Origin of the sequence: Rhizobium sp. ZPR4, from assembly GCF_040215725.1 — a bacterium.
Classification (GTDB): domain Bacteria; phylum Pseudomonadota; class Alphaproteobacteria; order Rhizobiales; family Rhizobiaceae; genus Rhizobium; species Rhizobium rhizogenes_D.
In genome coordinates this window covers 3,243,774-3,258,515 of the sequence record NZ_CP157967.1, presented here as the reverse complement: position 1 = coordinate 3,258,515, position 14,742 = coordinate 3,243,774, and the positions used below count along the sequence as shown (strand labels likewise).

The 14,742-nt window shown below is 60.6% G+C and carries 12 protein-coding genes; 4 read left to right on the top strand and 8 right to left on the bottom strand.

All coding sequences use genetic code 11. The annotated features are described in order from the left end of the window. Nucleotides 1-2 precede the first annotated feature (2 nt). The 4 genes from ABOK31_RS15745 to ABOK31_RS15730 form a co-directional block, all read right to left on the bottom strand. A complete protein-coding gene (locus ABOK31_RS15745) occupies nt 3-1,085 on the bottom strand; it encodes an ABC transporter ATP-binding protein (protein ID WP_349956630.1) in 1,083 nt (360 codons plus the stop codon). 769 nt (nt 1,086-1,854) lie between these two features. Next, the gene (locus ABOK31_RS15740; protein WP_349956629.1) at nt 1,855-2,496 is read right to left on the bottom strand and encodes a ThuA domain-containing protein; all 642 of its coding nucleotides are present in this window, start codon (nt 2,494-2,496) and stop codon (nt 1,855-1,857) included. A 24-nt stretch (nt 2,497-2,520) separates the two neighbouring features. Continuing rightward, entirely contained in the window at nt 2,521-3,621 is a 1,101-nt protein-coding gene (locus ABOK31_RS15735; protein ID WP_349956628.1) for a Gfo/Idh/MocA family oxidoreductase, read from the bottom strand. 141 nt (nt 3,622-3,762) lie between these two features. Next, nucleotides 3,763-4,965, bottom strand: coding sequence for an ROK family transcriptional regulator (locus ABOK31_RS15730; protein ID WP_174173358.1), 1,203 nt, complete (start codon nt 4,963-4,965; stop codon nt 3,763-3,765). 221 nt (nt 4,966-5,186) lie between these two features. Here ABOK31_RS15730 and ABOK31_RS15725 point away from each other — a divergent pair, with 221 nt between their 5' ends. The 4 genes from ABOK31_RS15725 (at nt 5,187) to ugpC (ending at nt 9,534) form a co-directional block, all read left to right on the top strand. Further along, nucleotides 5,187-6,488, top strand: coding sequence for an extracellular solute-binding protein (locus ABOK31_RS15725; RefSeq protein ID WP_349956627.1), 1,302 nt, complete (start codon nt 5,187-5,189; stop codon nt 6,486-6,488). Nucleotides 6,489-6,587: 99 nt separating this feature from the next. Then, nucleotides 6,588-7,499, top strand: coding sequence for an ABC transporter permease subunit (locus ABOK31_RS15720; protein WP_234910291.1), 912 nt, complete (start codon nt 6,588-6,590; stop codon nt 7,497-7,499). Then, nucleotides 7,492-8,340: a carbohydrate ABC transporter permease gene (locus ABOK31_RS15715; protein WP_349956626.1), complete on the top strand. Its 849-nt coding sequence runs from the start codon at nt 7,492-7,494 to the stop codon at nt 8,338-8,340. The genes ABOK31_RS15720 and ABOK31_RS15715 overlap by 8 nt, the downstream gene beginning before the upstream one ends. 123 nt (nt 8,341-8,463) lie before the next feature. Beyond that, entirely contained in the window at nt 8,464-9,534 is a 1,071-nt protein-coding gene (ugpC, locus tag ABOK31_RS15710; RefSeq protein ID WP_349956625.1) for a sn-glycerol-3-phosphate ABC transporter ATP-binding protein UgpC, read from the top strand. On the opposite strand, the gene ABOK31_RS15705 is transcribed toward ugpC, so the two are convergent. From ABOK31_RS15705 to ABOK31_RS15690, 4 genes are all read right to left on the bottom strand, one after another. Then, nucleotides 9,531-9,908, bottom strand: coding sequence for a DUF427 domain-containing protein (locus ABOK31_RS15705; protein ID WP_349956624.1), 378 nt, complete (start codon nt 9,906-9,908; stop codon nt 9,531-9,533). The genes ugpC and ABOK31_RS15705 overlap by 4 nt on opposite strands. Nucleotides 9,909-10,182: 274 nt before the next feature. After that, on the bottom strand, nt 10,183-10,782 hold the full coding sequence (locus tag ABOK31_RS15700; RefSeq protein ID WP_349958967.1) for a TetR family transcriptional regulator: 600 nt from the start codon (nt 10,780-10,782) through the stop codon (nt 10,183-10,185). A gap of 220 nt (nt 10,783-11,002) precedes the next feature. Continuing rightward, nucleotides 11,003-12,874, bottom strand: coding sequence for a M23 family metallopeptidase (locus ABOK31_RS15695; protein ID WP_349956623.1), 1,872 nt, complete (start codon nt 12,872-12,874; stop codon nt 11,003-11,005). A gap of 132 nt (nt 12,875-13,006) precedes the next feature. Next, nucleotides 13,007-14,365 (bottom strand): Nramp family divalent metal transporter, encoded by a 1,359-nt coding sequence (locus tag ABOK31_RS15690; protein ID WP_349956622.1) that lies wholly within the window; start codon nt 14,363-14,365, stop codon nt 13,007-13,009. Nucleotides 14,366-14,742: the final 377 nt, after the last annotated feature.

Below are 14,742 nucleotides of genomic sequence, written 5' to 3'. Positions count from 1 at the left end.
CCTCAGGCGGCTTGTTGCAGGGCGGGAGTGACGGCAGCGCCATCGGTGTCGAAGACCATGATGTGGCGCGGGTCGATATAGACATCGATCGCGTCGTCGACATCGATGTCCTGCACCCCTTGAGTCAGCATGACCCAGCGCCGGCCGGCAAAATCGATATGGATGAAGCTCTCCGAGCCGGTGATCTCGGTCACCATGACCCTTGCCGGGGCGGCGACGGCTTCCGGCGTCTGCGGCGCAAGCGCCAGATGATGCGGCTGGAAGGCGATCGTGTAACGGCCATCCGGCCGCTCTTCCAAACCTCTCGGTACCGGCAGGTGGATGTTGCTGTCGAGCACAAATTCCCGGCCGCGCTTGTCAAGCGTGATCGTGTTCAGCGGCGGATCGGCAAAGGTCGTGGCGGTAATCAGATCGCGGGGATTGCGGAAGACATCGATCGTCGGTCCGAATTGCGTGATGCGGCCTTCCGACAATGTCGCGGTATTGCCGCCGAGGAGCAGCGCTTCGGACGGTTCGGTGGTGGCATAGACGAAGATCGCGCCGGATTCGGCGAAGATCTTCGGCAGTTCGGCGCGAAGCTCCTCACGCAGCTTGTAATCGAGATTGGCGAGAGGCTCGTCGAGCAGCACCAGCCCGGCGTTTTTCACGATGGCGCGGGCGAGCGCCGTGCGCTGCTGCTGGCCACCGGAAAGGCTCAAGGGCAGGCGATCGAGGAAGGGGCCAAGCCGCAGAAGATCGGCTGCCTTCTTCACTTCCTGGTCGATGATAGCGGCACTTTTGCCACTCAATCGCATCGGCGAGGCGATGTTGTCGTAGACGGTCATGGCGGGGTAGTTGATGAATTGCTGGTAGACCATGGCGACGTTGCGGCGCTGCACCGGCTGTCCCGTGACATCGGCGCCGTCGACATGGATCGTGCCCGTGGTCGGCTTGTCGAGGCCAGCCATCAGCCGCATCAGCGACGTCTTGCCCGAAAGCGTCGGTCCCAGCAGTACGTTCAGCGTGCCGCGCTGCAGCGTCAGATTTGTTTCCGCGATATGCGTTTCGCCGCCGACAGACTTCGATACGCCCCTGAGTTCAAGCACGATAGATTCCTTCCATGCGCCGCATATCAATGCTGCCGCGAGGATTGCGAAGAGACCGATCCGTCCTGTCGTTGCCGGACGGTGCCTGCTGCTGAGATTATGATTGTTCGGAAGTGGATTGTGCCGATCTGCCCGCGGAACCGTCGCGCCGGCAAGGATTGCGCCAGGCGACGTCAGTGGCCATGCGGCCGATACCGCCAACCACGCCGTTTTCCGTATCGATCTGATTTTTGGACAATAATCCCTCCCCTTGTTTCGATTTGCATCCCTCACGCGAAAACCGAAACAAGAATGACGATAAATGAAGATAAAGGAATGTCAAACGAAAACTGATCGCGTTTCAGTTTCGCTTCATAAATCTCGTCTCAGGCGTGTTTTAGCGATTTATTATCAATCTGGTAAGCAATTGATCGGAATTGCAAATGGAGGCTGATGCACCTTTCGATGCGTCCAGGCGCATTGTGGCCGAACGGAGCCTGATCGCTCGTGCTGACAGTCGTGCGATCAAAATGAGGAGTGAAGCCTGGCACGGAATGCGAGGCAGGATCTGCAACGTCAAGGTGAAATGAGGGCGATCGATGGTTGGCTGCGGGATGCGGGATGGAGTGCTTGCCCAAGCTCCGTTCACGGCCGCCTGTCCCGCCTGCTCATCATTTGCTCGAAACGATGAAATCCGCCGTGCGTGCGATTGCGCCATCATCGGGATGGCCGACGCAAAACCGCCCCTCAAGCATCATGAGGGGCGGCAATTTTCGAAATGCGCGGGGGCTTAGCGCGCCGCCCAGTTGGCGCCGCGGCGGAAGATGGTCTTCATCTGCGGCACGTCGAATTCCTTGGCCTGGTGACCGAGCGAGGAATAGAAGACGCGGCCCTCGCCGTATTTGCGCTTCCAGGCGACGGGCATGACGACGCCGTCGATCCAGTAGGCATGGTCGCCGGTAAAGGTTGTCGTCGCCAGCACCTCGTTCGACGGGTCGACATGCATGTAATATTGCTCCGACGTGTAGGGGAAATCGGTGATCCCCTCCATGATTGGATCGTCCGGCCGCGTGATATTGACGGTGTAGTCGATGATGTTGCCGGGATGGGCGACCCATTGGCCGCCGATGATGAACTGATACTCGACGCTTTCGCGGAACGAGTCGCCGGCCCCGCCATGATAGCCGGCTATACCAACGCCGCTTTCGATCGCGGCGGCAAGGTTCTTCACCTCTTCCTTCTCGATCTTCGACATGGTGACGATCGGCACGATCAGGCTGAGATCGTGGATCGAAGGGTCGGCGAAGGCCTCGGTGCTGTTTTCGAGGTAGACCTTGAAGCCGTCCTCTTCCAGCATGTCGCGGATGATATGGGCGCATTCCTGCGGTTCGTGGCCGCTCCAGCCGCCCCAGACGATAAGTGCTTCACGCATGATAATCCTCCTGAATTTTTTCGATTAACGGCCGATCTGTCCATCCACCAGGGATTCGGACAGAGGGGCCGGACGCTCCGTTTGCGTCGTGATGGTGACCGTGCGCCCGCCGTCGGAAGCCGTCTGGAAGGCTTCCATGACTTCGAGCACATGCAGTGCGAGGCTGCCATTGGCGCGGTGCGGGCGGTTCGAGCGGATGGCGTGCGCCATGTCGGCGACGCCGAGCGAGCGGTAATTGCCATCGGCATAGGGGGCGGTGATCTCGCGTTCGGCAAATTCGCCGCCCTTCTTGAGGAACTCCACCGGGCCGCCGAAGCGGTTGGGGTCGGGCACGATCAGCGTGCCTTCGGTGCCGTAGACTTCGAGCGGCACATGCTTGTGGCCGGCGACATCGAAGCTCATGCCGATCTGGACAACGGCGCCATTGGCAAAGGCCATGACACCGGCAACATGCGTCGGCACATGCACGGGGATGTGCTCGCCATTACGCGGCTCGCTGGTGATGATGCGCTCCTTGCGCGGGGTGACGGCAAAGCCGGCGACCTGCGAGACGGGGCCGAGCAGGTTGACGAGGTCGGTAATGTAGTAAGGACCCATATCAAGCATCGGGCCGCCGCCGACTTCATAATAGAAAGCCGGATTCGGATGCCAGCGCTCGTGGCCGGGGCACATGAAGGTGGCGGTGCCGCCGACGGGGATGCCGATCGCGCCCTCATCGATGATGGCGCGGGCCGTCTGGTGGCCACCGCCGAGGAAGGTATCAGGCGCTGCACCGATACGCAGACCCTTGGCGGCCGCGGCATCCGCAAGCGTCTTGCCTTCGGCGAAATTGATGCCCAGCGGCTTTTCCGAATAGGTGTGCTTGCCGGCGTCAAGCGCCTGAAGGCCGACGGCGACATGCGCCTTCGGAATGGTCAGGTTGACGATGATCTCGATCGAGGGGTCCGCCAGCAGCGTGGCGATATCGACTGCCTTCAGGCCGAATTCGGCAGCCTTTGCCTCGGCGAGCTCGCGATTGAGGTCGGCGACACTTTTGATGTCGAGAATGGGAAAGGATTTCATGGCGGTGAGATAGGCGCCGGAAATGTTCCCGCAGCCGATTATGCCGATACCGACCTTATTCATAAGCTTCCTCCAGATGAATTGTCTTGTCTGTCCTGAAGCGGTTCAGCGTTTCACATAAGCGCTGAACCGCTCTATCCTATTGTTTCGACGCAATTCCGGACGGAAAACCGCTGCGCACTTTTCCTGGAATTGCTGTGGGGATCACAGGGCCGGTGCCGGTCCCGTCGTTCCCCAGGGCGATTCGTAGAGTTCGCGTAGTGCTACGACCGCTGCGCCCTGCGCCCAGGTCTCGTCGGTCGACTGGTCGAAAACGAGTTCGGTCACGCCCTTGATCGATGGCGGGATGGCCAGCGAATAGGCATCCCGCAGGCTGTCGAGGAAGGGCTGGCCGAGCGCCAGGCTCGATCCCACCAGAATGACGCGCGGCGGGGCAAACAGCGTGACGATGTTGGCGAGCGCCATGCCGCAGGCCTCGCCGGCGCGGATGGCAGCACTGATCAGCGAGATGTCTTCGGCGTCGATCAGCGTCTTGGCGTGAGCCATTCCGCGGCCGAGGCGGATGGCTTCGGCAAAGCGGCCGCTCGGCTGGTCACCAAGAATGGCGCTTTCGCCGGCAAGGCTCGCCAGTCGGATGATGCCCTGTGGTCCCATGCCGAGCACGAGATCGCCGAGATTGTGGCTGAGGCCGCCGGCGCCACGAAAGAGCTGGCCGCCATGCAGTACACCGAGCCCTAGCGTCTGTTCCAGCGACACCAGCACCATGTCGTCCAGGTCTTTTGCCTGGCCGAACCAGTGATGCGCGAGCGTGATGGCATGGGCATCGCTTTCGACGATGGTGGTGACGCCCAGCCGCTCCGACATTTCCTTGGCGAAATCGACGCCCGTCTCGCGAAAGATCGGACTGGTGCGGATATGACCGGTGCGATGCTCGACGACGCCGGGCAGACCGAGGCAGACGGAATCGATCTCGTCCAGCGCCAGGTTGGCATCGACCACACAACGGCGCACGCCGTCTTCGATCAGATCGGCAATGACGCCGATCGGCTGCCGGTCGACGCGCAGCGCCAGCGTCAGCGTCGAAAGAACCTCGCCGCAGAAGTCCGTCACGACGAAGACCATGCGATTGGCGGCGATTTTCGCGCCGACGACGCGCGCGGCATCGGGATTAAGCTCCAGCATGACGCGGGGTCGGCCGCGGGTCGCCGCCTCGCGCAGGTCGCCTTCGGTGCGGGCCAGGATCAGCCCGTCATCCAGCAGCGAGGCTGTGATTGCCGACACTGTGGTGGTCGAAAGCTGGGTGCGGTCGCTGATTTCGATACGTGCGATGGAACCCGCCCGCCGGATCGTATCCAGCACATTGAAGCGGTTTATCGCCCGCATAAGCTCGGGATCTGCTGTTTTCATGAGATTCGTGCCGAATGACGGACCCGCTCGGCTGCGGCCTGGTATTTTTAACGGAATGCGAATTAAATAACCTATGGCACTTGCCCAATGTCAAGCCATTTTGCAGCCAATATGGCGAAAATTTAGCGATGGCGGTTGACATTTCAGCAAAGCTCCGTTGAATTATTCCGCATAAGGGAAAAAATATCTGAGGCTCTTGGTTCCCTTGGGAGGAGAAAATCATGATCCATCTACGTGGGGCCAAGGCCCTTCGAATCGCCGCTATTGCCGCCACCACAGGGCTGGCAATCCTGGCCGGCGCGACGGGCGCTGCCGCCGACACTGTCGTCAAATGGCTGCATCTGGAAACCGATCCGACCTATGTCGCCGTCTGGCGCAAGATCGCCGATCAGTATGAGGCCAAGCATCCCGGCACGAAGATCGAGATGCAGTTCCTGGCCAACGAGGCCTTCAAGGCGAAGCTGCCGACACTGCTGCAATCGAAGGACGCTCCCGATTTCTTCTTCAGCTGGGGCGGCGGCGTCTTGAAGCAGCAGCAACAGACCGGCACGTTGCTGGATCTGACCGCAGCGATGAATGCCAAGGATGGCGCCTGGCTGAAAAGCTACAATCAGGCGGCGGTCAAGGGCCTGACTTTCGATAACAAAATCAGCGCCGTACCCTACAAGCTCGGCACGGTTTCCTTCTTCTACAACAAAGCCTTGTTCGCCAAGGCTGGCGTCGATGCGAGTGCGATCAAGACCTGGGACGACTATATGGCCGCGGTCAAGAAGATCAAGGCTGCCGGTATTGCGCCGATCGCCGGCGGCGGCGGCGAGAAGTGGCCGATCCATTTCTACTGGAGCTATCTGGTGATGCGCGACGGCGGTCAGCAGGTCTTCAACGACGCCAAGAACGGCAAGGGCAACGGCTTCAACGATCCCTCGATCATCAAGGCCGGCGAGCAGCTTGCCGAGCTCGGCAAGCTCGAACCCTTCCAGCCCGGCTATCTCGGCACGACCTGGCCGCAGGCGCTCGGCGTCTTCGGTGACGGCAAGGCTGCCATGATCCTCGGCTTCGAAAATACGGTTGCCAACCAGCGCACCAATGCCGGCGACGGCAAGGGCCTGGCGGATGACAATGTCGGCCGCTTCGCCTTCCCCGCCGTGACCGGCGGTGCGGGCCTTCCGACCGATACGCTCGGTGGCCTGAACGGCTGGGCCGTCACCAAGAAGGCCCCACCGGAAGCGCTCGATTTCCTCGCCTATCTGACCAATGCCGAAAACGAGCGCACCATGGCGCAGGCCGGCATGATCATCCCGGTCGCCGTCGGCGCCGAAGACGGTGTCAAGGGTCCGCTGATGCACGAGGCCGCCGATCAGCTCGCGCATTCGACCTGGCACCAGAACTTCTTCGACCAGGATCTCGGCCCCTCGGTCGGCCGCGTCGTCAACGATGTGGCCGTCGGTATCGTCTCCGGCCAGATTTCGCCAAAGGATGGCGCGCAGCAGGTCCAGGACGCCTTCGAACAGGACCAGCTCTAGCGGCATCCGGCGCCGGCCGCTCCCTTGTGTCGGCGCCGGTTTTTCTTTGAACTGCAATCGTCGAGACTGCCCATGACCGATGTCAGCGCTACGACCACTATGCCCTCTGTCGCAAGAGCAAGACCCGCCGCGAAGCGAAAATCGCCGGCCGCGCGCGGTCGCCTGCCCGTTATCCTGCTATTCCTGCCGCCGGCGCTGTTGCTCTTCACCATCTTCGTCATCCTGCCGATGGGGGAGGCGGCTTGGTACAGCCTCTACCGCTGGAACGGCTATGGCCCGCCGACCGAGTTCGTAGGGCTGCGCAATTTCCAGGTGCTGTTCAAGAACGGCGCCTTCCTGACGTCGCTGAAGAACAATGCGCTGATCATCGTCGTGTCGATTGCGATCCAGGTGCCGCTTGCCATCTGGCTGGCGACGATGCTGGCGCACCGCATTCGCGGCGTCGTGCTCTTTCGGCTGATCTTCTTCCTGCCGTACGTGCTCGCCGAAGTGGCCGCCGGCCTGATCTGGCGCTTCGTCTATGATGGCGATTATGGCCTGTTTGCAGCAATCGCGCATTTTCTCGGCACGCCGACGCCCTATGTGCTCGCCGATAAAGACCTGGCGATGTACGCCGTGCTCGGCGTCATCGTGTGGAAATATTTCGGCTTTCACATGATGCTGTTCATCGCCGGCATGCAGTCGCTCGACAAGAGCGTCTTGGAGGCGGCCGAGATCGACGGCGCCACCGGCTGGCAGAAGTTCCGCTACGTGACGTTGCCGCTACTCGGCTCGACGCTGCGTCTCTCCGTGTTCTTCGCCGTCGTCGGATCGCTGCAGCTTTTCGACATGATCATGCCGCTCACCGGCGGCGGCCCGTTCAACTCGACCCAGACGATGGTGACTTTCCTCTACAATTTCGGCGTCACCCGCATGCAGGTCGGCCTCGGCAGCGCCGTCGGCGTCGTGCTGTTCGTGATCTGCGTTACCCTCGCCTTCGGCTACAAACGGATATTTATGCGCAATGACTGATCTGGCCTCATCCGTTCGACTGAGCACCGGCACGAAGATCTATCTTTATGTGTCGCTGACCATCATTGCCGCCATCGTGCTGATCCCGCTGCTGACGACAGCGCTCGGCGGCTTCAAGACGCTCGGCGATCTCCGCACCAATCCGTTCGGCCTGCCGGCCGAGTGGCACTTCGAGAACTATACCGGCATCCTCTTCGGTGACCGCTACTGGCGGCAGATGATGAATTCCTTGATCATCGCCGTTCTCACCGTCTTCCTGACGCTGTCGGTTTCGGCCATGGCTGCCTTCGCCTTCGCGCATGTGAAGTTCTTCGGCTCGAACTTCCTGCTGAACTATTTCCTCATCGGCCTGATGTTTCCGGCGGCCACCGCCATCCTCCCGCTTTTCATCCGCATCCGCGATCTCGGCCTGCTCAATACCTATTGGGGCGTGGTGTTGCCGCAGGTGGCTTTCGGCCTCGGCATGAGCATCCTGCTCTTCCGGAACTATTTTCGAAACCTTCCGGAAGAATTGTTCCAGGCCGCTTTTGTAGACGGCTGCGGCTATATTCGCTTCTTCTGGCATATTTCGCTGCCGCTCTCGCGGCCGATCATTGCGACCGTCAGCATCATCTCCTTCGTCGGCAGCTGGAACAGCTACATCCTGCCGCTGATCATGCTGAACTCGGACTCGATCTATCCCTGGCCGCTCGGCATGATGGTCTATAGCGGCGAATTCGGCACGGAATGGGAGCTGGTGCTTGCCTTCATCACGCTGACCATCCTGCCCACCGTCATCGTCTTCTTCCTGGCGCAGAAGCACATCATTGCCGGCCTCACCGCCGGCGCAGTGAAATCCTGAGCCTAGAGCGGCTCAGCTTTTCACGAAAACTCTGAACCGCTCTATCTCTTTGTTTTTAGCAATTCCGGACGGAAAACCGCTACGCACTTTCCCTGGAATTGCTCTCATCGGAGCACAAACAACATGGCATCCGTCGAACTGCACAACATCCACAAGGCCTATGGGGCGCTCACCGTCATCCACGATATCTCGCTTTCGATCGAGGACGGCGAGTTTATCGCGCTCGTCGGCCCTTCCGGCTGCGGCAAGTCCACGCTGTTGCGGATGATCGCCGGATTGGAAGAGATCACCGATGGCGACGTGTCGATCGGCGGTCAGGTGGTCAACGCCATGACGCCGCGCGAGCGCAACATCGCCATGGTCTTCCAGTCCTACGCGCTCTATCCGCATATGACGGTCGCGGAGAATATGGGCTTCAACCTGAAGCTCTCGGGCGAGACCAAGCAGGTGATCGAACAGCGGGTCAACGAAGCCGCGCGCATGCTCGATCTCACCAAGCTACTCGACCGCAAGCCAGCACAGCTCTCGGGCGGTCAGCGCCAGCGCGTCGCCATGGGTCGCGCCATCGTTCGCAACCCCGCCGTCTTCCTGTTCGACGAGCCGCTCTCCAACCTCGATGCGAAGCTGCGCGTGCAGATGCGCTCCGAAATCAAGGCGCTGCATCAGAAGGTGCAGACCACCTCGATCTACGTCACCCACGATCAGATCGAGGCGATGACGCTTGCCGATCGGATCGTCGTGCTGAACCAGGGCAAGATCGAGCAGCAGGGCACGCCGATCGAGCTTTACCGCAAGCCGGCCAATCTCTTCGTCGCCGGCTTCATCGGCTCGCCGGCCATGAATTTTCTCGACGGTACGGTCGAGGGTGTCGATGGCGCGCCGGCCGTGCGGCTGAAGGACAGCACGCCGATCCGCATCGCTGGGGAACGCAAGGTGAAGGTGGGCCAGAGCGTGAAGATCGGGCTCAGGCCCGAGCATCTGAGCCTTGCAAGCGGCGGCTCGCCGCTCACCGGCCAAACGCTGCTTGTGGAGCCGACCGGCGCGCAGACCCATGTGCTTTTCGATCTCGCCGGCGAACAGGTGACGGCCGTCGTCGATGGCGAGGCGCCGGTGCGCTATGGCCAGCCGCTGAATGTCTCGGTGAGCCCGGAGCAAGTCTACGTCTTCGACGCGTCGAGCGGTCTTGCTCTTTAAGTCACGATATCGATGGAATCGACGCGATCCGGATAGAAGGCCATGTAGTCCTTGATCCGGCCGACCGAAGGATAGGGGGTCTCATAGGTCCAGATGGCGTTCACCGAGCGCTCGCCGCCGGCCGGGATGCTGTAGTAGGAGCATTCGCCCTTGTAGGGACAGTAGGTTTCGTGAGGGGTCCTTTCCAGCAACGACATGTCGACATCCTTCCGCGGGATATAGATCACGGCCGGATAGGATGCTTCCTTGAGCGACAGCGCCTCATGCGTATCGGCGATGACCTTGCCGGCGACTGACACGGTGACATGGGCCTGCTTTTCCTCGATCGTGATCGGATGATCCGGACCGGGGATCTTGACCAGCTTTTCGGGCATTCTTGCTCTCCTCAGCTTTGATGACAGTCGGCGAAGCTCGGTTTTGTCGTACTTATGTGCCTGGCCCTTCACCCCACTCTCTCGCCGCTTTGCGCGAAGAGGGGGCTTTAAAATGGGAATAACTCCGGTGAACAGACATGCTGTCTTGCGTGATCGTCCCCCCCCTTTCAACGAGGAGAGGGTTAGGATGAGGGGCCAAGCACGAAACCGCGGCAGCAGGAAACTTGCCTGACGTTCTCAGTTCAAATGCATATAGGAAGCGTCCTGCCGATTATCAGGTCTCTCGCGGAGCTCGTGCTTTCGGGGCGCCCCAGCGCAGGCCATCCATCAACAGGCGCACGAGGCGGCGAGACCGGTCGTACCATTCGGGCGAACTGGGCATGGAATAAGTGCCGGACAGTGCGTGCAGCACATCGGTACTGTCGACATCGGTGCGGATCGAGCCGGCGGCGACCGCACGGTCGATCAGGCCTGAGAGCACAACCGGCACCTTGCCGTAACTATCGGCGAAGAGCTTGGAATTGCTGCTGATGAGGATGCGCAGGCTGTCGGCCATGCCGCGTTTCGTTGCGATGTAACCGACGAAGCGGTTCATCCATTCCTCCAGAGCCTCATCCGGTGCGTGTTCGCGCGAAAGCTCTTCGGCGGCATCGCACAGCGCCTCGACTTCGTGATGATAAACCGCTTCCACCAGGTGTTCCCGGCTCGGAAAATGGCGATAGAGCGTTCCGATCCCGACATCCGCGCGGCGAGCTATATCTTCCAGGGAGGCGGCGGTGCCGTGGCTGGCGAAGGCTTGTGCTGCAACTTCGATCAACTTGTCATAGTTGCGTCGCGCGTCGGCGCGCAGACGCCTGCTTTCATTCGGCAGCATAGTCTTCGGTTCCGGCAACGGCTTGCGCGCCAATTTCTGCTCCTTGCGGATTGCCACGTGATGATATCCGGCATTCGCGTCAGATAGTGCGCGGCAATATCTTCTCCATGGCGAAATACAGGAGGATTGTTATCGCATTCGGCATCGAGGCGCCATTGCCGCAAGCGGGAATCGGGTTTGCGAGAATCGGGAAGGATGTTTGTGCGGATTTCTGGCCGGCTTATGGAGACGGTGCGCCGAAATGGTTTGGCCCGAAGCCTGGTCCCAGGTTCGGTCCGAAGTCCGATCCTGAATTCGGCCCGAAGCTCGGGCCTTGCTCGAAATTGGCGAAGGGGGTGGGCGGATTGTCACGAGCCGGGGGAACGTCGAGGTAGCTCATGATGTTCTCGACATGGTTGACCTGCGAGCGCAGGCTGTCGAGCGATTTGCCCGTCAGATTGGTGCCGGCCGGCAATTGTGCTGTCAGCGGGTTTTCGTAACGGCCATTGACGCGCAGCTCGTAATAGAGATGCGGGCCGGTCGAGTAACCCGTCGAGCCGACATAGGCGATGACCTGGCCCTGGGTGACGCGCTGGCCGACGCGCAGATCCGAAGGCGTTGCCGAAATATGGGCATAGGTGGTTTCGTAACCGCCGTCGTGGCGGATGCGGACATATTTGCCGTAGCCGGTTTCCCAGGAAATCTTCTCGACAACACCATCGCCGGCGGCCTGGATGGGGCTTCCCATCGGCGCGCGGAAGTCGACGCCGTTGTGGAATTTCCTCACACCCAGGATCGGGTGGATACGCCAAGCGAAACCATCGCCGAGCGTGCCGTTCGGCACCGGCCGATGCACGAGCGACTTCGCGATCGAGTGACCACTCTCGTCATAGAATTCCGAGGGGCCTTCACCTTCGTTCTTATGCAGGTAGAAGCGATGCGTGTCGCCATCGGCGTGGAATTCGATGAACATCAGCTCGCTCCGGCCGTCATCCGCCTTGCGGAAGAGCAGGTCGACGCTGTCGGGAGCATCGTCGATGCTGGTGAGCGAAATGCCCTTGGCCTTGGCGAGCTTGATGAGCTGAGAGGCATATTCCTTGGTCAGTCCGGCTCTTTCGAGCTTGTCACTGACTGCCCGTTCATCGCTCTCGTCAACACCCTTCAAATCGACTGCGGCAACCTCCGTCGAGGATGGAGCGTCGGCCTGGCTTTCGCTGTAGAGCGTGGAAAACAGCCTGTCATTGGCCATCGGAACGAAGCCATTGGCATCGTCGCGGGCAACGACGCGCTCCCGCGTCTTGTCGCCGCTGAGGCGAGCCATAATCAGCTTCGGGCGGGCATTGGGGCCTTTTTTCTCAAGCAGCAGTTCCAGGCTATCGCCGGGGGAAACGGTGTCTGTCTCCAGTGCGCGCTGCAGCTCGTCGCCGGCATCGCTGCTCAGGCCGGCAGACGCCAGGATGTCCTGCAAATCCTGCTTATCCTTCGGCATGGATACGAGCCGGTGGAACTCGCGGCCGGTTTCGCCGGTCGTCGCGCGCGATACGCTGACGTTCAGCGGCACGCCGCGAACCGGAAAGCGAGAGCGGCGCACGGCATCATAATGCGTGGTCTGCGGATAGATACCGTGGCGGATATCCGAAAGCGACGGAGGCGAAAATACCACGTTGTCGGCGCGTTCGTCGCCATAGGAGGCATTGATGGCGCTTGCGCCATCACGTGCCAGGGCGGTTTCGTCGGATTTAAAGACCAGCGTCGTGCGATGATAGGTGAAGATGCGGGTTTCGCCGCTTGAGAGTTTTTCGGCCACCTGCGCAAAGCGGGAACCGTCGAAATGCTGTTTTGCGGCCAGCCGGCTGGCTTTGCGCATGGCCGGCTGAGGGCGCGCGAGCTGGGCCGTGCGCACCGGCGTTGCCCGCTCGATCGTGTGACGCGCCAGCAAGGGATAGAGCACGGTGGCGAGCAGGCCGAAGGACGCGGTACCTGCGAGACCGATGACGATCAGGTGGCGAAGATGGGCGGAGCGGGGCAGAAATGGAATATGAAAATCATGATGCGGCCGCGCCTGGATAGCAGCCTCTGCAGGAAATTGAACGCGCAATGGACTTTCGGCCATGAAGTGAGGAACCCTGCAGATTGCGGTGGGCCCAAACTAGGGCAAATCATGGCGAAATCTAGGCAAATATTACGAGTCAGTTAATTGCCGTGATCGTCCACAGGGCGAGATTCGCGCGTTCCAGATGATTCGTCAACCGAAGATGGTGTCGTAGAGCAGTTTGAAGTTCAGCACCAGGATGATCGCGGCAACTATCCATGATAGCACGGCGATGCTTCTGGAGATGACGAAACTGCCCATTTTCTCGCGATTTGTCACGAATTGGACCAATGGAATAACGGCAAAGGGCAATTGCATTGATAGCACGACCTGGCTCAGCACGAGCAGGTTCGCAGTGCCTTTTTCACCATAAATGGCGGTCACGCACACAACCGGAATAATTGCGAGGCCGCGGGTCAAAAGTCGCCTTGCCCAATGCGGAATCCTGAGCCGGAGAAAGCCTTCCATCACGATCTGGCCGGCAAGTGTCGCCGTCACGGTCGAGTTGAGGCCGGAGGCGAGCAGTGCCACGGCAAACAGCGTCGAGGCGATGCCGAGGCCGAGCAGCGGCGACAACAGCTCATAGGCCTGGCCGATCTCGGCCACATCCGAGTGGCCGGTGGTATGGAAGGCGGCAGCGGCGACGATCAGGATCGCGGCATTGACGAAGAGTGCCAGCATCAGCGCGACGGTGCTGTCGACCGTCGCCCATTTGATGGCATCGCGGCGACCCTCTTCCGTGCGTTTGTAGGCGCGGGTCTGCACGATGGAAGAATGCAGATAGAGATTATGCGGCATAACCGTCGCGCCGATGATGCCCATGGCGATATAGAGCATTGCGGGGTTGGTGACGATTTCGGGTGAGGGGATGAAGCCGTAGAGGATTGCCGCCACCGGCGGCGCGGCCGCTGCGATCTGGACGGCAAAACAGATGGCGATGACGGTCAGCAGCGCAATGACGAAAGCTTCGAGATAGCGGAAGCCCTTGCTCATCAGAAGCAGCAGCAGGAAAGCGTCGAGCGCGGTGATCAGCGCGCCGCCGATCAGCGGGATTCCGAAGAGCAGCTGCAGCGCGATGGCCGTGCCGATGACTTCGGCAAGGTCGCAGGCGATAATGGCGAGCTCACAAGCAAACCACAGCGCCAGATTGACCGGCCGCGGATAGTGATCACGACAGGCTTGCGCAAGATCGCGGCCGGTGGCGATACCGAGCCTTGCCGAAAGTGCCTGCAACAGGATCGCCATCAGGTTCGACAACATGATGACGGTGAGAAGCGTATAGCCGAACTGCGCACCGCCGGCGAGATCGGTCGCCCAGTTGCCGGGGTCCATGTAGCCGACGGAAATCATGTAACCCGGGCCGACGAAAGCAATCAGGCGCCGAATCCAGCTGCCGCCATGAGGAACCTTAACCGTGGCATTGACTTCGGGAAGGCTCGGACGATCATCCTCGTCGCGGCTGGCAAACTGCCATTCGCGCCGCTGCGCTGCAGCTTCCTGAACTTGCGTCATGCGGGGCTCCGGGAGGGTCAAGCTATGAGACTACTAAACAAATATGACCGATATCAGAATTATGCAATAGGCTATATTTCAATGGCCATTGCATTGTCTTCGGCCGAAGCCCTGGCCTGCCGGTCGTTTGCCTGCGGGACGAACGCCGCGCTGGTCGGCGCCGGCGATGCCTGAGCCTTTGAGGGGGGCGGATCAACCCGAAGGTTGCGATCGGGGCGAAGAAGCCCTCTTGCCGGCGGAGTGCGTAGCCGTTTTTGAGCAAGGGAGGCGGAGGGAGGAGCGGTTGGCGACCCTGTGTGGCGTACCAATGCGCCGGCGGGTTTGGCGGCTTGCTCGATCTCGTTCAGGATCAGAAGGCCTTTCGCCATTCAAGACGG